This window comes from Ruegeria sp. K3, assembly GCF_056531845.1.
This window is the reverse complement of sequence record NZ_JBQFMM010000001.1, coordinates 327,569-343,354: the sequence shown is the minus strand read 5'-3', so window position 1 is coordinate 343,354 and position 15,786 is coordinate 327,569. Positions and strand designations below refer to the sequence as shown.

At 58.1% G+C, this 15,786-nt stretch carries 14 protein-coding genes; 5 read left to right on the top strand and 9 right to left on the bottom strand.

Annotated elements, in window-relative coordinates; all coding sequences use genetic code 11:
• Positions 1-33 precede the first annotated feature (33 nt).
• From ACR0MP_RS01640 to ACR0MP_RS01620, 5 genes are all read right to left on the bottom strand, one after another.
• Positions 34-1,962, bottom strand: coding sequence for an acetyl-CoA carboxylase biotin carboxylase subunit (locus tag ACR0MP_RS01640; RefSeq protein WP_170404019.1), 1,929 nt, complete (start codon positions 1,960-1,962; stop codon positions 34-36).
• 3 nt (positions 1,963-1,965) lie between these two features.
• Complete coding sequence (locus ACR0MP_RS01635) at positions 1,966-2,391, bottom strand: ASCH domain-containing protein (protein WP_480885623.1); 426 nt, start codon at positions 2,389-2,391, stop codon at positions 1,966-1,968.
• A 280-nt stretch (positions 2,392-2,671) separates the two neighbouring features.
• On the bottom strand, positions 2,672-4,279 hold the full coding sequence (locus ACR0MP_RS01630; RefSeq protein WP_170404030.1) for a carboxyl transferase domain-containing protein: 1,608 nt from the start codon (positions 4,277-4,279) through the stop codon (positions 2,672-2,674).
• On the bottom strand, positions 4,276-4,740 hold the full coding sequence (locus ACR0MP_RS01625; RefSeq protein ID WP_170404033.1) for a lysozyme inhibitor LprI family protein: 465 nt from the start codon (positions 4,738-4,740) through the stop codon (positions 4,276-4,278). The genes ACR0MP_RS01630 and ACR0MP_RS01625 overlap by 4 nt, the downstream gene beginning before the upstream one ends.
• Positions 4,737-6,263, bottom strand: coding sequence for an AMP-binding protein (locus ACR0MP_RS01620; RefSeq protein WP_170404036.1), 1,527 nt, complete (start codon positions 6,261-6,263; stop codon positions 4,737-4,739). Before ACR0MP_RS01620 ends, ACR0MP_RS01625 begins: the two co-directional genes overlap by 4 nt.
• Positions 6,264-6,399: 136 nt before the next feature.
• Between ACR0MP_RS01620 and ACR0MP_RS01615 the strand changes: the two genes are divergently transcribed.
• Entirely contained in the window at positions 6,400-7,005 is a 606-nt protein-coding gene (locus ACR0MP_RS01615) for an OmpW/AlkL family protein (protein ID WP_170404039.1), read from the top strand.
• Between the two features lie 47 nt (positions 7,006-7,052).
• Here ACR0MP_RS01615 and ACR0MP_RS01610 read toward each other — a convergent pair whose 3' ends face one another.
• From ACR0MP_RS01610 to ACR0MP_RS01600, 3 genes are all read right to left on the bottom strand, one after another.
• Positions 7,053-8,216 carry an isovaleryl-CoA dehydrogenase gene (locus ACR0MP_RS01610; protein ID WP_170404042.1) on the bottom strand — a complete coding sequence of 388 codons (1,164 nt, stop codon included), beginning with the start codon at positions 8,214-8,216 and terminating at the stop codon, positions 7,053-7,055.
• Positions 8,217-8,379: 163 nt separating this feature from the next.
• A complete protein-coding gene (locus ACR0MP_RS01605) occupies positions 8,380-9,570 on the bottom strand; it encodes an aminotransferase class I/II-fold pyridoxal phosphate-dependent enzyme (RefSeq protein WP_170404045.1) in 1,191 nt (396 codons plus the stop codon).
• A 39-nt stretch (positions 9,571-9,609) separates the two neighbouring features.
• Positions 9,610-10,281 carry an HAD-IA family hydrolase gene (locus ACR0MP_RS01600; RefSeq protein WP_170404048.1) on the bottom strand — a complete coding sequence of 224 codons (672 nt, stop codon included), beginning with the start codon at positions 10,279-10,281 and terminating at the stop codon, positions 9,610-9,612.
• Between the two features lie 134 nt (positions 10,282-10,415).
• On the opposite strand from ACR0MP_RS01600, the gene glmU reads away from it, so the two are divergent.
• The 3 genes from glmU to ACR0MP_RS01585 are packed head-to-tail and all read left to right on the top strand — an operon-like array spanning position 10,416 to position 14,285.
• Positions 10,416-11,768 (top strand): bifunctional UDP-N-acetylglucosamine diphosphorylase/glucosamine-1-phosphate N-acetyltransferase GlmU, encoded by a 1,353-nt coding sequence (gene glmU / locus ACR0MP_RS01595; RefSeq protein ID WP_480885620.1) that lies wholly within the window; start codon positions 10,416-10,418, stop codon positions 11,766-11,768.
• A gap of 3 nt (positions 11,769-11,771) precedes the next feature.
• Positions 11,772-13,595: a glutamine--fructose-6-phosphate transaminase (isomerizing) gene (gene glmS / locus ACR0MP_RS01590; protein WP_170736393.1), complete on the top strand. Its 1,824-nt coding sequence runs from the start codon at positions 11,772-11,774 to the stop codon at positions 13,593-13,595.
• Positions 13,596-13,601: 6 nt separating this feature from the next.
• Complete coding sequence (locus ACR0MP_RS01585; protein WP_480758636.1) at positions 13,602-14,285, top strand: DNA alkylation repair protein; 684 nt, start codon at positions 13,602-13,604, stop codon at positions 14,283-14,285.
• On the opposite strand, the gene ACR0MP_RS01580 is transcribed toward ACR0MP_RS01585, so the two are convergent.
• On the bottom strand, positions 14,273-14,686 hold the full coding sequence (locus ACR0MP_RS01580) for a hypothetical protein (RefSeq protein WP_170635381.1): 414 nt from the start codon (positions 14,684-14,686) through the stop codon (positions 14,273-14,275). The two genes, ACR0MP_RS01585 and ACR0MP_RS01580, sit on opposite strands and share 13 nt — an antisense overlap.
• A 91-nt stretch (positions 14,687-14,777) precedes the next feature.
• Between ACR0MP_RS01580 and moaA the strand changes: the two genes are divergently transcribed.
• Positions 14,778-15,785: a GTP 3',8-cyclase MoaA gene (gene moaA / locus ACR0MP_RS01575; RefSeq protein WP_170404063.1), complete on the top strand. Its 1,008-nt coding sequence runs from the start codon at positions 14,778-14,780 to the stop codon at positions 15,783-15,785.
• Position 15,786: the final 1 nt, after the last annotated feature.

The window sequence follows — 15,786 nt, the reverse complement described above, 5'->3', positions numbered from 1 at the left end:
CGACTGTGCCACGCAATCCGCGGGCCGAACAGATCAATCCTCGGCCAACCGAACCAACGCTGCACCGGCCTCGACCTGTGCACCTGCCTCGGCCAACACTTCCGCGACCACCCCATCTCGGGCGGCCAACAAAGAATGCTCCATCTTCATCGCTTCCAGAATGGCCAGCCGGTCGCCCTCTTTCACCTCCTGTCCCGCCGAGGCGAAGACGGCCTTGACCAGCCCGGGCATCGGCGCCTCGATCACGTTGGTGTCACCTGCAGCACTTGCATCGCGATCCAGAGGATCGATAACGTCAAACACCTGCCCGTAATCGTCGAACACGGTGACCTGAGATCCTGCGATGGCGACGTTGGGCATTGGCTTTCCGTCAATAATCCAACCGCCATTTCGCTGCGCAATCACCTGCGCGCCGTTAACAGTCCAAACCTGCCGATGCGGGTTTTCAACCTGCACGTCCAAATCAATGACCTCTCCGTCGCGCATTAGCTGCACAGCCCGGTGCAATGCCCCCCAAAGGGTGAAGCCTGTCTCAGAGGCAGTCTCTATCAGGCCCAGCGCCGTCATCGCCGCAGCCACCGTTGACGCATGACCTGAATCAGCGACCTCTACCAGAGCCTCAAGATCTCGCCCGATCAGCCCGGTATCCACGTCGCCCGACGCAAACCCGCTGTGCCGCGTCAGAGCACCAAGGAAGGCGAGATTTGTGACAGTCCCGGCGACCTCGGTCTGGCGCAAGGTCCGGTGGAGATTTTCCAAAGCGACCGCGCGTGTCGGGCCATGCACCACGACCTTGGCGATCATAGGGTCGTACCATGGGCTGATCGTATCCCCGGCGCGCACGCCACTGTCGGCACGGCAGCCTTCCGGGAACTGTAGATGAGTCAGCGTACCCGTCGCAGGCAGAAAGCCTTTGGGCACATCTTCGGCATAAAGCCTCGCCTCAAAGGAATGTCCGCGGATCGACAAATCGCCCTGCCGCTTCGGCAGGCTTTCACCCGCTGCTACGCGCAACTGCCATTCGACCAGATCAACGCCGGTAATGGCCTCGGTCACCGGGTGCTCGACTTGCAGGCGCGTGTTCATCTCCATGAACCAGAACCGATCCGGGCGCAGCCCGTCCGAGGCATCGACGATGAACTCAACCGTCCCTGCACCTTTGTAGCCAATCGCCTCAGCCGCGCGCACGCCCGCCTGCCCCATCGCCTCACGCATCTCGGCAGTCATTCCAGGGGCTGGGGCCTCTTCGATCACTTTCTGATGTCGCCGCTGCAACGAGCAGTCGCGTTCAAACAGATGCACCGCATGGGTGCCATCGCCGAACACCTGCACCTCGATATGGCGGGGCTTGGCGACGAATTTCTCGACAAGTACAGCATCATTACCGAACGCCGTCTTTGCCTCACCGCGCGCGCTGTCCAATGCAGCCGAGAACTCCTCGGGCGCCTCGACCAGCCGCATCCCCTTGCCACCACCACCTGCAACGGCCTTGATCAAAATGGGATACCCGATTGTGTCTGCCGCGCCAGCCAGATGTTCAGGGTCCTGATTGTCGCCATGATAGCCGGGGACGACGGGAACTCCTGCGTCCTCCATCAATACCTTGGCTGCATCCTTAAGGCCCATCTTGCGGATCGCGTCCGCCGATGGCCCGATGAAGGTCAGACCTGCAGCCTCGACTGCATCCACAAAATCCGGGTTTTCGGACAAGAACCCATAACCAGGATGGATCGCCTGCGCTCCTGTATCTAGCGCCGCCTGAATGATCACATCACCCTTCAGATAGCTTTCGGCTGGGGCCGCGCCACCAATATGCACCGCTTCATCCGCCATTTGCGCATGCTTGGCCGATGCATCAGCATCCGAATACACAGCCACACAATATACGCCCATCTTCTGAGCAGTTTCCATGACCCGGCAGGCGATCTCGCCGCGGTTGGCAATCAGGATTTTGTTAAACATAGCTTACCCCTTAACCGCCAGATCTTCGACAAGGCGGAAGCGTTCGCACAGCAATTCCATCTCGGGATCGAACCCGCCATTGCGTTCGAAATACCGGCGATGATCCCCTCGCCATCCCTCAAGCGTTTCATTCTCACCCTCGGCCAACGCAAAGTCTTCGGTCACATCGCAATATCGGCAGGTCGAGACCTCGACCGTTTCGATCACCAAAGCGGGGCGATCATCCCATTCCAGCGCAATATCCTGACGCCCAACGACCGGGGTATCAGCACTGCCTTCTGGGTAGTCTCGCAAAGCACCACATGTCGCTGTTTTTCGGCCCTCCCGCACGAGGGCCAGCAGTTCGGCACTCAGCTGGGCATTGTCGCCAAACTTGAAGGTCTGGGCACCCGGGTAGCGAGCCATCACTTGCTTTAGACTACGGTTCATGTTGCCCCCTCAACTGTTTGAATAGTCGTATTGTGGAGCGACCTTGCTTCCGGCATCGGTAAATCTGTCAGAATACCTCCGTACGGAGAGACCTCTTTGCCGGTAAGACAAGCACGATTGCGAATCCCAGGCGCACCGATTGCGAGAACCGTCGCTTCACCTAGTTCTGTTTCAAACCGATCGCCTTCCAATGGCTCTCCGACTACGGCCGTTAGCCAAAGTACGGTTCCCTTTCCGGATATGGAGAACACATCCTCAATCTTGGCAGAGAACGCCATCATCACATCCTGAACACGCCGAAACGTGTCTCCTCGATCGGGGCGTTTAGCGCGGCGCTCAGCGATAGGGCCAGCACGTCGCGGCTTTTGCGCGGGTCGATGATGCCGTCATCCCAGAGCCGGGCCGAAGCGTAAAGCGGGTGGGATTGTTCTTCGAACATGCCCAGCGTCGGGCGCTTGAATTCAGCTTCTTCCTCAGCCGACCATGTGCCGCCCTGTCGTTCGATCCCGTCGCGTTTGACAGTCGCTAGGACACCTGCAGCTTGCTCGCCCCCCATCACTGAGATACGCGAATTCGGCCAAGTCCACAGGAACCGAGGCTGATAGGCGCGTCCTGCCATGCCGTAGTTTCCAGCTCCGAAGGACCCTCCGACAAGCATTGTGATCTTTGGAACGCTCGTCGTCGCCACCGCCGTCACCATCTTGGCCCCGTGCCGCGCGATGCCTTCGTTTTCGTATTTGCGGCCGACCATGAAGCCGGTGATGTTCTGCAGGAAGACCAGCGGGGTTTTGCGCTGCGAGCACAGTTCGACAAAATGCGCACCCTTCTGCGCGGCCTCAGAAAACAACACACCGTTGTTGGCAATGATCCCGACCGGGCAACCTTTGACATGGGCAAAACCGGTCACCAGCGTCTCACCAAATCGCGGTTTGAACTCGTCGAACCGAGAGCCATCGACCAGCCGCGCAATCACCTCGCGGATATCATAGGGCGTCCGCAGATCGGCCGGAACTACGCCCAAAATTTCCTCGGGATCATAGGCAGGCTCTTCCGGTGTTTCGAACTGTAGGCCAGGCTTCAGCCCGGCACCCCCCAACGACCCGACGGCCCGCCGAGCCAAGGCCAACGCATGCGCATCATCCTCGGCCAGATAATCCGCCACACCGGACAGGCGCGTATGCACATCGCCGCCACCCAGATCTTCGGCTGTCACAACCTCCCCCGTCGCAGCCTTGACCAAAGGCGGTCCGGCCAAAAAGATCGTCCCCTGCTCTTTCACGATGATCGTCACGTCGGACATCGCCGGAACGTAAGCCCCGCCCGCCGTACACGACCCCATTACAACGGCGATCTGAGCAATCCCCTTCGCGCTCATCCGCGCCTGATTATAGAAGATGCGGCCAAAGTGATCGCGGTCGGGGAAAACCTCATCCTGATTGGGCAGGTTCGCACCGCCACTGTCGACCAGATAGATGCAGGGCAGATGATTTTCCTCGGCAATCTCCTGCGCGCGGAGGTGTTTCTTGACCGTCATCGGATAATAGGTGCCGCCCTTTACTGTGGCGTCATTGCACACCACCATGACCTCGCGCCCTTGCACCCGGCCAATCCCGGCGATCACCCCAGCACAGGGCGCGGCATCCCCATACATCCCATGCGCCGCCGTCGCGCCGATTTCCAAGAACGGAGAACCCGGATCGAGCAGGTTCGCCACCCGACGACGCGGCAGCATCTTGCCCCGCGATTCATGCCGCGTCCGCGATTTTTCACCGCCACCCATGCGGGCCGCTTCGGCGGCATCCGCAATATGTGCCAGCGCATCCAGATGTGCGGCTCGGTTCGCCTTAAACCCCTCAGAGGTTGGTATGGCTTTGGATTTTATTTTCATTCCATCTTCCCCAAGTCGCGCAATTCCACAGCGCGTTCAGCGGTTTCGGTCAGCAGGCAATTTGCGGCAACAATCGAGCGTATCGTTCCATCAGACCATATGCCGTAGGCTAGAGCACATTCAGCATCCCGAAATCCGATCCATGCGCGTTGAGCATCTCGCAACTGGTCCGAAAGTTCGGGACTTTGTTCAGCCAGTTCTGCTCGACGCTGTTTATACTGTTCGTTTAGAAATGAATCCCAAATTTGGGTTTCGGCTTGAATACACTCGGTGATGCCAAGGGTTGTTTCATTTCCCGGTATAGTTTGGCAGGCATTGGCAGCTGTACCGAGACATGATGACAAGCTATCGCCATGCTGCGTCTGAGAAAAACATTGTTGAATATACGACTGGTCTACCCAAGCGCCCTGAGCGGAAACAAGCGATGGTACTAGCATCGCAGCAAATGCAATTCGCATCATGTAATTGCCTCCCCTGCAGCCCGCGCCTTCAATTCCTTCCGGATCACCTTTCCCGTCACCGTCATCGGCAACTCTTCCAGAAAGGACACCTCACGCGGATAGGAATACTGCGCCAAACGGTCCTTAACCCAATTCTGCAACTCAGCGCCCGACGCCTCAGCCCCCGGCTTCAATACCACATAGGCCTTCACGATCTCGGTCCGCAGCTCATCGGGCTTGCCGACCACGCCCACCGTTGCCACTGACGGATGGGTCAGCAGGCAATCCTCGATCTCAGCCGGGCCAATCCGGTATCCTGCCGAGGTAATCACGTCATCATCACGACCGACAAAGCGCAGATAATCGCCCTCCCACACGCCACGGTCACCGGTGATCAGCCAATCACCTCGGAATTTCTCAGCCGTTGCTTGCGGATTATTCCAGTATTCCAGCAGCATTGAGGCCGAACCGCGCCGGATGGCGACGTCACCTTCCTCCGTCGTCGGTTGGCCATGATCGTCAATTACCGCCACCTCATGACCCGGCAACGGTTTACCGATACAGCCGGGGCGAACGGAGAAGTCCTCGGCGCAGGAGGATACGACCATGTTACACTCGGTCTGGCCATAAAACTCGTTGATCGTCAGACCAAACGCCTGCTGGCCCCAAGCCAACATCTCCGCGCCCAAAGGCTCGCCCCCAGACGCCACCGACCGCAATCCCGGTATCGACTGATCCGCAGCTTTGAGCATCCGTAAAGCCGTCGGTGGAAAGAAGACGTTCCGCACCCCCGCCCGCGCGATCACATCGGCGCAGGCCTGTGGGGTGAATTTGTCCAACCGCGTGGCGACCACCGGAACGCCCAGCGCAAGCCCGGGCATCAGAACGTCGAACAAACCGCCGATCCACGCCCAGTCTGCTGGCGTCCACAGGCAATCCCCATCGCGCAAGTGATTGTGGCTGATCGAGACGCCCGGCAGGTGGCCCGTCAGCACGCGATGGCCGTGCAGCGCACCCTTGGGGCTGCCAGTAGTGCCGGACGTGTAGATTAGGACTGCCGGATCCTCGGGGCCGGTATCAGCAAAGGGCACCGGTTCCCCTTCCTGCCTAATCTCATCAACCAAAAGCGGTTGGGCCAATTCACCCAGTAACGCAGACCCTTCCGCATCGGTCAAAACGATCCGCGCACCTGCATCTCTGACACGCGACGCCAGCGCATCGTGCTTGAACAGCTTGAACAGCGGCACCGAAATCGCGCCGATCTTCCAGATCGCCAGATGCGCGGCGGCACACCACGGCGACTGGCTGAGCAAGACGCCAACCCGGTCTCCTGGCTGGACCCGAGCTATCAACGCGCGAGCGATGCCATCAACCATAAGCTCCAGTTCGCCAAATGTTACCACGCTCGGATCGCCCCGGGTCAGATCCAGCAAAGCAACCCGATCGGATTGTTGCGACAGGCATTGCTGCGCCATGTTCAGCCGATAAGGCATCGCCCAGCTTTGGTCGCCGCGCAAACCCGGTATGCGCTCAGCGGGATGCATGCTGATTTTCCCTTATTTCATTAGCGGTTGCAGCTAGCCTCCCCGCTTCAGCAATTTCCGGAGTTTGATGCAGATCAGAGCATTTCTGCGCCGCGGCATCCAAAACCTCGGCATCAACGCAAGCAAAGGCACGAATATGACAAAGAAACTCGCCGCTTTGACCCTTTCTACCGCACTTGTCGCTCTGGCTGCCCCAGCCTTCGCCCAATCCCAAGGCGATTGGACAGTCGGTGTTGGTGTCGGCTATCTGGACCCCAAATCCGACAATGGGACTCTGGCCGGGTTCGACGCCGAAATCGACTCGGACACCCGTCCGATTTTCACCGTCGAATACTTCGTTCAGGACAATCTCGGGATCGAGCTCTTGGCCTCGACCCCCTACAAGCATGACGTCACTCTCGGTGGCAGCGTTGACGCGGGCAGCGTCAAGCATCTTCCGCCTACTCTGTCGCTGAACTATCACTTCCCGACCAATAGCGCGTGGAAGCCCTATGTCGGCGCCGGTCTGAACTACACCATCTTCTTCGAGGAAGACTCGCCTTTGGGCGATCTCGATCTGGACAACTCCTTCGGCGTTTCTCTGCAGGCCGGTCTGGATTACATGGTCACGGAAAAAGGCGCGGTGCGTCTGAACGTGCGCTGGTTCGACATCGACTCGGACGTCAAACTTGACGGCAACGACATCGGCACCGCCGAAATCGACCCGTTCCTGATTGGCCTGTCCTACGTTCATCGTTTCTGATCCAATCGCAAAAAGCCCCGTGGTTCAATGAACTGCGGGGTTTTCCATCACAACATCTCGTTCATCATTTCGCGCCCAATCAGCATGCGGCGGATTTCGCTGGTGCCCGCGCCGATCTCCATCAGCTTTGCATCTCGGAAAATCCGGCTGACTGGCGAATCCGACAGGAATCCGGCACCACCCAACGCCTGAACGGCTTGATGCGCCTGCACCATCGCCTGTTCCGAGGCATATAGGCAGCACGCTGCAGCATCCTGACGGGTTACATCCCCGCGGTCGCATGCCTTGGCAACTTCGTAGACATAGGCCCGCGCCGAATTCATCGCTGTGTACATATCCGCGATCTTGCCTTGCATGAGCTGGAAGCTCCCGATCGGTTTTCCGAACTGCTTACGCTCGGCCAGATAGGGCATCACTTCATCCAAGCAGGCGGCCATGATCCCGGTTCCAATACCCGCAAGAACCACACGCTCATAGTCCAGACCGGACATCAGAACGGCTACACCCCGCCCTTCTTCGCCCAGAACATTCTCGAACGGCACTTCAACATCTTCAAAGATCAACTCAGCGGTGTTCGAGCCGCGCATGCCAAGCTTGTCGAAATGAGGCGAAGTCGAAAACCCGGTCATCTCTTTCTCGATCAGAAAAGCCGTGATCCCCTTTGACCCGGCGTCCGGATCGGTCTTGGCATAGACGACCAGAGTGTCTGCATCCGGCCCGTTGGTGATCCAATATTTGTTGCCATTCAGCCGATAGTGATCGTTTCGCTTTTCTGCACGTAGCTTCATGGAAACCACATCCGACCCAGCCGAGGGCTCGGACATAGCCAACGCCCCGACGTGTTCACCCGAAATCAGACCGGGCAGATATTTTTTCTTCTGCTCTTCTGTTCCGTTCAACTTGATCTGGTTCACGCACAAGTTCGAATGCGCCCCGTAGGACAAAGATACCGAGGCCGAGGCGCGCGCCACTTCCTCAACTGCCACCGTATGCGCCAGATAGGACATACCGGCCCCGCCATATTCTTCAGGGACTGTAACGCCCAACAAACCAAGCTCACCCATCTCTTTCCACAGCTCATTCGGAAAGGCATTGGACGCGTCGATCTCGGCCGCCATCGGCTTGACCCGTTCCTGAGCCCAGCGGTGCACCATCTCACGCAGGGCGTTCACGTCCTCGCCCAGATCGAATTGCATTGTGGCCATAAACATGCAGGGCTCCTCCGATTGCATTAATGAACAAGCGTTCAATAATCAGATAGCAGCGTTTCCTCCTCGGGTCAATGACGACACGCAGGCCAACGCAAAACGCCGCCCGGCAAGGGGCGGCGTTTTCAGATAAATCGAGCGTGCGCTGAGAGCGCACTCCGCTGGACTATGACTGATAGACAGCGCTGACTTCAGCCCGGATAATGCGCGCAATTTGGGCACAATCCTCTAGCGAGAAGGTCAGCGGAACGCGCATATCCATGATCCCGGCCAATATCCGATCACTGACCGGCATCGGGGCGCTGTCGGCATAACGCCAACTGTCATAGCGTGATGTAAATCCCGACGGTTCAGCCCCCCCGAACCACTTCAGTTCAACCCCGCGCGCGGCGCAGCGCTGGATTACCTCGGCAATGCGCTCGGGTGTCCAGTCCAGCAACAGGAATTGTATCGATGAACCGACATAGGTCTCAGCATCAGGCCGCTCCACCATCGTCAAACCCGGCGTTTCACGCAGGCCATGCTCAATCACAACATAGCGTTCATTCCAACGCTGTACCTGCCGATCAAGATCACGCAACTGCGGACGTAAGATCGCTGCACGCAAATTATCCATCCGACCCGAGACATTGGGGGTTGTGTATTTGATCTGCTCGAACACCTCCGGCCCGGGCGCGGCCAGATGGCGTTCATACAGCATATATGAGCCAGAGAGCATCGTTGCCTTGGCCGCCAGCTTCGGATCATCCGTGATCAGCAACCCGCCCTCGCCCGAATTGACATGTTTATAGGTCTGGCACGAGTAACATCCGATGGCCCCCTGCCGCCCAGACAGCTGCCCGCGCCAGGCGGCACCCATGGTATGGGCGCAATCTTCGATCACGATCACACCCGCCGTATCACACGTCTGCATCATGCGATCCATATCGCATAGATGCCCTCGCATGTGGCTCAGCATCAACACCTTCGCCTGATCCAGCTTGGCCTCAAGATCATCCAGATCGATGGTCAGGGCTTCGGTCACACCAACAAAGACCGGCTTTGCCCCAACCGACGCGATCGCCCCGGGCACCGGGGCCAGAGTGAACGCGTTGGTCAAAACCGGATCGCCCGACTTAACCCCCACCGCCCGCAGAGCTGTGGCCAGAGCGTAGCCACCCGACGAGACCGCCAGACAGTATTTCGCTCCCATCTGGGCGGCGAATTCCTGCTCCAACAAAGCCGTCTCGCTCAACTCGCCAGGGGCAACATTGTAGCGGTGCAAACGACCATGGCGCAAAACGGCCAAGGCAGCCTCGATCGCCTCTTCGGGAATGGGTTCTTGCTGGGTGAAATTACCTGTGAATGTCTCAGTCATGAATCCGTTTTTATGCTGAGTGTTAAGCGGGTCAAGGGATCAGGCCGCCGCTCCGATCAAATCGGAGACCAGTTTCGGTAAATCATCAAAATGATGCAACAACGCCTCGGGCTCCAGCGCAGCCATCTCATCGCCCGACGGGCCGAATGTCACCAGTACCGACGGCACTCCCGCAGCCCGCGCCGTATTTCGGTCGGTATCTGAGTCGCCGATCAATACGCAGTGGTCAGGGTGCCCTCCGGCGCGACGCGCTGCTTCGCGTAACGGTTCAGGGTCGGGTTTCCGCACCGGTAATGTGTCTGCACCGATCAGTGAAGCAAAGTGATCACGGACACCCATCCGGGTCAGCAGCAAATCAGCCAGGCCTTCGGGCTTGTTGGTGCAAATCCCCACGCCATAACCTGCATCTTTCAGTGTTTCGACGGCTTCAAGCGCACCGGGATAGAAATAGGTATGCGTATCGATCGCCTGCCCATAGACGTCCAAAAAGACCGGATAATAGGCTTCGACAACATCCGCATCATAGGCGCCGACCCGCTTCAATCCATGGGACAACATCAAGCGTGCACCGCGTACCGATACCGCCGCATCAAGCTCGGGCGACAGAACATCCCCATGACCCATCTCGCGAAAACAATGGTTTGCAGCGGCCAGCAAATCACCAGATGTATCCGCCAAAGTTCCATCCAGATCAAAGATTACCGTTCGCATGCTCACCTCCTGAACCGGCGGGATTCCGCCATGTCGTGTTGCAAACGGCAATCTTCTTTGATGGCTGAACCGCTTGCGCCTTTGCCCACAGCGGATAAAACGGGCGGCGACAAAACAAAAGAGAAAACGATTTCATGAGCACTGCCCTTGTCATTCTTGCCGCCGGAAAAGGCACAAGGATGAACTCTGATATTCCCAAAGTCCTGCATCCGATCGCTCAGGCTCCAATGCTGGTTCACGCCATGCGGGCCGGTGCTGTCCTGTCGCCCGAGCGCACGGTGATTGTTACCGGCCACGGTGCGGAAGCAGTCGCGCGTGTGGCTGAAGCCGAAGATGAAAACGCCAGCATTGCGGTGCAGGAAGAACAACTTGGCACCGCCCACGCGGTTGCGCAGGCGCGTGCAGCGCTGGAGGGCTTTCAGGGGGATGTGGTCGTCCTCTATGGTGATACCCCGTTTCTACAGCCCGACACCCTGCAGCGGATGATCGAAGCGCGCGCAAAAAACGATCTGGTCATTCTAGGATTCGAAGCTGCAGACCCCGCCCGTTATGGCCGCCTTGTGATGAACGGAGATGCCTTGGAGCGGATCGTCGAGTTCAAGGATGCCACAGATGAAGAGCGCACTATAACCTTCTGTAACTCAGGACTTTTGGCATGCGATTCCGAGACCTTGTTCTCACTGATCGATGCAGTTGGCAATGATAACGCCTCGGGTGAATACTATCTGACCGACGTAGTCGAGATCGCCCGCAGCCAAGGGCTGTCCGTAACTGCGGTTGCCTGCGACGAAGCTCAGACGCTGGGCATCAATTCGCGCACTGACCTGGCGGCTGCTGATGCGGTGTTTCAGGTGCAAGCACGGTCTGCATTGCTGGATCTGGGGGTCACTCTGATGGCCCCTGAAACCGTGTATCTGGCCGCAGATACCGTCATTGGCCGCGACACGGTCATTGAACCCAATGTGGTTTTCGGCCCCGGAGTGACCGTGGAAAGCGGCGCAACGATCCGGGCGTTTTCACATCTCGAAGGCTGCCATGTAAGCCGAGGTTCGGTGGTCGGACCCTATGCCCGGCTGCGTCCGGGTACAGAGCTGGCTGAAAACGCCAAAATTGGCAACTTTGTCGAGATCAAAAATGCCGAAATCGCCGAAGGCGCAAAGGTGAATCACCTTAGCTATATCGGCGACGCTTCGGTCGGGGTGGCGACCAATATCGGCGCGGGAACTATCACATGTAACTATGATGGCGTGATGAAGCATAAAACAACCATCGGGGAAAACGTGTTCATTGGATCGAACACGATGCTGGTGGCCCCGGTCACTCTGGGTGATGGCGCGATGACCGCCACGGGGACCGTAGTGACCAAGGATATTGAGCCAGACGCATTGGCCGTAGCGCGTTCCAAGCAGGAAAACAAACCCGGCTATGCGCGTAAATTGTTTGAAATGTTGAAGGCGAAGAAGGCTCGCCGCGACAAAGGAGCCTGAGTTATGTGTGGAATTGTTGGTGTTCTGGGCAGTCACGAAGCTGCCCCTATCCTGGTCGAAGCACTGAAGCGGCTTGAGTATCGCGGTTATGACAGCGCCGGTATCGCGACTGTGAACGATGGAGCTTTGGGCCGTCGGAGGGCTGTCGGCAAGTTGGTGAACCTAAGCGACCTTCTGGTTCACAACCCCCTTCCAGGTAAATCCGGTATCGGTCACACACGCTGGGCCACCCATGGTGCCCCATCGGTTAACAATGCACATCCGCACAAGGCCGGGCCTGTCGCCGTAGTGCACAACGGCATCGTTGAAAACTATCGTGAACTGCGGGCCGAACTGGCCGATAATGGGGTCGGTTTCGTGACGGATACCGACACTGAAACCGTCGCCCTGATGACGGAACGCTACATGTCCGAAGGGCTGTCTCCGGTCGACGCCGCGTTTAAAACCATTGATCGACTCAAAGGTGCATTTGCGCTCGCCTTTCTGTTCGACGGTCAAGAAGACCTGATTGTTGCGGCGCGCAAGGGCTCGCCCCTTGCAATTGGTCACGGCGATGGTGAGATGTTTGTTGGGTCTGATGCGATCGCGCTGGCCCCCCTGACGGATCGCATCACCTATCTTGAGGAAGGCGATCGGGCGGTTCTGACCCGCACTTCGCTTGAGATTCGAACCGAATCGGGAGAGCTTGCCAACCGCGAAATACGGCAAATTCAAATCGATCAGACCCGTGCCGACAAAGGCGGCCACAAGCATTATATGGCCAAGGAAATTGCCGAGCAGCCTGTTGTGGTGGCCGAAGCCATCCGCTCGTATCTTCCGACCGGAGGCGATCAGGTTGTATTGCCCGGCGACGGTCTGGATTTCACCAAGCTGGACCGTCTGACCATGGTGGCCTGCGGCACGGCATTCTATGCTTGCCTGACGGCAAAATACTGGTTCGAACAGCTGGCCAAGATGCCGGTTGAAGTCGATATCGCCAGCGAGTTCCGCTATCGCGAACCTCCGATCTCGGACCGGACGTTGGCGCTGTTTGTAAGCCAGTCGGGCGAAACCGCCGACACGCTTGCTGCCCTGCGCTATTGCGAGGGCAAGGCGGACAAGATTGTCTCGGTCGTGAATGTCGCGGAAAGCTCGATTGCGCGCGAAAGCGATGTGGCGTTGCCGATCCATGCGGGTGTTGAGATCGGTGTTGCCTCGACCAAGGCGTTCACCTGCCAGCTTAGCGTGTTGCTCATGCTTGCCCTTAAGGCCGCTGCAGATCGAGGCACGCTTAGCGATGAAGAGATCGCCGATCACGCGGCCGCCCTTCGCGGTTTGCCGACTGTTCTGAATGCTGCGCTGGATCAGAACGACGCTATTCGCCAATCCGCCCAACGCCTGTCCGAAGCGCGCGACGTGCTGTTCCTGGGCCGTGGCCTCATGTACCCGCTGGCGATGGAAGGCGCGCTGAAACTCAAGGAAATCAGCTATATCCACGCCGAAGGCTATGCCTCGGGTGAGTTGAAGCACGGCCCCATCGCCTTGATCGACAAGCATATGCCGGTTGTTGTCATGGCACCGCGCGACGCAGTTTTCGACAAGACAGTTTCGAACATGCAGGAGGTGATGGCGCGCAAGGGCAAGGTTATCCTCGTCTCCGACGATGATGGAATCGCTGAGGCAGAAGATGGAGTTTGGAGTACGATCCGTATGCCACATGTGCACACCAGCCTTGCCCCGATTCTCTATTCGGTGCCCGCGCAATTGCTAGCCTACCACACGGCGGTGGCCAAAGGCACAGATGTTGATCAGCCCCGTAATCTGGCAAAATCCGTCACGGTTGAGTGATCGGGCATGCAAGCCTATCTGGATCAGATCAAAGCCCATGCCGATCCCGAACGCGCAGAACAGGTGGCGGCCTACCATAAGGTAGACCGCACCTATCTGGGCGTTCCGAACCCGGTTTTGAATGATCTGACCAAGGCTTGGCGGCGCGAACTTGAAGTCATCGACCGCATCGCTGTCGCCGATGGCTTATGGCAGACCAACATTCATGAAGCGCGGGTCGCGGCAGCAAAGCTGCTGACCCAAGCCCGTATCCGACCGGATGACGCGATGTGGGACCTGCTGCAAAGCTGGCTACCGGATTTTGACGCCTGGGCAGTGGCCGATCATGCCTGTATGGCGATGCAAAAGCGCCTGTCGGCTGATCCAACCCGGCTGGATCAGGTCGAACGCTGGACCACGTCGGGCCACATGTGGACCAAACGCGCCGCGCTGGTCGCCACCCTGCCCTGGACCAAACAGAATCATCCCAAAACGGAAGACCTGGCATGCCGCGACCGTATACTCGGCTGGGCTGCTACGTATGTCCTCGATCGGGAATGGTTTATCCAGAAGGCCATCGCATGGTGGCTGCGCGAATTGTCAAAGCATGATCCAGAGCGCGTAGTCGCGTTTCTGGAAACGCACGGCGCAAACATGAAACCCTTTGCCCGCAAAGAGGCTGGGAAATACCTGCGCGCTCAGTCGGAATAGACTTCCAGTTCCACCAACTCGTCATATGGCACCAACAACGCGCGCATGGCTTCAAGCGACAGCCGTCCGCCACCGCCTTCGGGGCCTGGTGCGGGAACAAGCGTGACATAGGCCTGCGCACCCGTGCGCGGCACAACCACGCGGCCGTTGATTTCAGTTTGCACCAGAGGCGTCTGCAACCAGCGCCCCGGTGTGTTGGGATCGCCCAGCCCGGCAACGGTCGTTTTGGCGCCAGACCACCCTGCGGCAGCCACAGGTTCAGGAGTTACCTCCGTCGCCTCTGCTGTAACGGGTTCAGCCGCCGTCTCGTTGGATGAACTTCCGAACACCCGATCCGTCGTGGACCGAACGGCATCGCAACCGGCAACGAGGCTAAAAGCTAAAACCAAAACATATTTCATAACACAAAACCTAGAGCGCTGCGCCTAACTGTACCAGTCCAAAACGCAGATGGCACTTGCCGCGAACATGCCTCCGCTTTACCTATGAGCCATGACAGCTCCGCTTATAGACCCGTTTGCCCGCGCCATCACCTATCTTCGCGTCTCCGTTACGGATCGCTGCGATTTCCGCTGCGTCTACTGCATGTCCGAAGATATGAAGTTTCTTCCCAAGAAAGACCTTCTGACTCTGGAAGAGTTGGATCGTATGTGCACGACTTTCGTCAATTTGGGCGTCGAGAAATTGCGCATCACCGGGGGCGAACCTCTGGTTAGGCGAAACATCATGTCATTCTTCAACAGCATGACCCGACATCTGGACAGCGGCGCCCTGAAGGAGTTGACGCTGACAACCAACGGATCACAATTGCACCGATTTGCGGATGATCTTTACGCAGCGGGCGTGCGGCGCGTGAATGTATCGCTCGATACGCTGGATGAAGACAAATTTGCCAAGGTCACCCGATGGGGCCGCCTGAAACAGGTGCTGAACGGCATTGACGCAGCACAAAAGGCTGGCCTGCGGATCAAGATCAACGCTGTCGCTCTGAAAGGGTTCAACGAGCCCGAGCTACCCAAGATCACCGAATGGTGTGCCGAACGTGATATGGATCTGACCTGGATCGAGGTGATGCCCATGGGCGACATAGGCAACGAAGACCGGCTGGATCAGTATTGGTCGCTCAAAGACGTCCGCAAGGAATATCAGAACCACTATACGGTCACTGATCTGGCCGAACGGACAGGTGGTCCGGCGCGGTATGTCAGGCTTGAGGAGACCGGTCAAAAGATCGGTTTCATAACGCCACTCAGCCATAACTTCTGCGAAAGCTGCAACCGCGTGCGCCTGACCTGCACTGGTGAGATCTACATGTGCCTTGGCCAGGAAGATATGGCTGATCTGCGCGCGCCCTTGCGCGATCATCCCGATACCGAGAAACCGTTGGAAGACGCGATCCGCGCAGCCATCAATCTCAAGCCCAAGGGCCATGATTTCGACTATTCCCGGCAAGCCGTCGACGGTCAGATGAGCCGCCACATGAGTCATACGGGCGGCTGAG

Excerpts from the sequence above, each read along its gene's own strand:
- ACR0MP_RS01620 (WP_170404036.1), bottom strand. The coding sequence starts at position 6,263 with ATGCATCCCGCTGAGCGCATACCGGGTTTGCGCGGCGACCAAAGCTGG.
- ACR0MP_RS01635 (WP_480885623.1), bottom strand. The coding sequence starts at position 2,391 with ATGAACCGTAGTCTAAAGCAAGTGATGGCTCGCTACCCGGGTGCCCAG.
- ACR0MP_RS01600 (WP_170404048.1), bottom strand. The coding sequence starts at position 10,281 with ATGCGAACGGTAATCTTTGATCTGGATGGAACTTTGGCGGATACATCT.
- ACR0MP_RS01580 (WP_170635381.1), bottom strand. The coding sequence starts at position 14,686 with ATGAAATATGTTTTGGTTTTAGCTTTTAGCCTCGTTGCCGGTTGCGAT.
- ACR0MP_RS01625 (WP_170404033.1), bottom strand. The coding sequence starts at position 4,740 with ATGATGCGAATTGCATTTGCTGCGATGCTAGTACCATCGCTTGTTTCC.
- ACR0MP_RS01630 (WP_170404030.1), bottom strand. The coding sequence starts at position 4,279 with ATGAAAATAAAATCCAAAGCCATACCAACCTCTGAGGGGTTTAAGGCG.
- ACR0MP_RS01640 (WP_170404019.1), bottom strand. The coding sequence starts at position 1,962 with ATGTTTAACAAAATCCTGATTGCCAACCGCGGCGAGATCGCCTGCCGG.
- glmU (WP_480885620.1), top strand. The coding sequence starts at position 10,416 with ATGAGCACTGCCCTTGTCATTCTTGCCGCCGGAAAAGGCACAAGGATG.
- ACR0MP_RS01585 (WP_480758636.1), top strand. The coding sequence starts at position 13,602 with ATGCAAGCCTATCTGGATCAGATCAAAGCCCATGCCGATCCCGAACGC.
- glmS (WP_170736393.1), top strand. The coding sequence starts at position 11,772 with ATGTGTGGAATTGTTGGTGTTCTGGGCAGTCACGAAGCTGCCCCTATC.
- ACR0MP_RS01605 (WP_170404045.1), bottom strand. The coding sequence starts at position 9,570 with ATGACTGAGACATTCACAGGTAATTTCACCCAGCAAGAACCCATTCCC.
- moaA (WP_170404063.1), top strand. The coding sequence starts at position 14,778 with ATGACAGCTCCGCTTATAGACCCGTTTGCCCGCGCCATCACCTATCTT.
- ACR0MP_RS01610 (WP_170404042.1), bottom strand. The coding sequence starts at position 8,216 with ATGTTTATGGCCACAATGCAATTCGATCTGGGCGAGGACGTGAACGCC.
- ACR0MP_RS01615 (WP_170404039.1), top strand. The coding sequence starts at position 6,400 with ATGACAAAGAAACTCGCCGCTTTGACCCTTTCTACCGCACTTGTCGCT.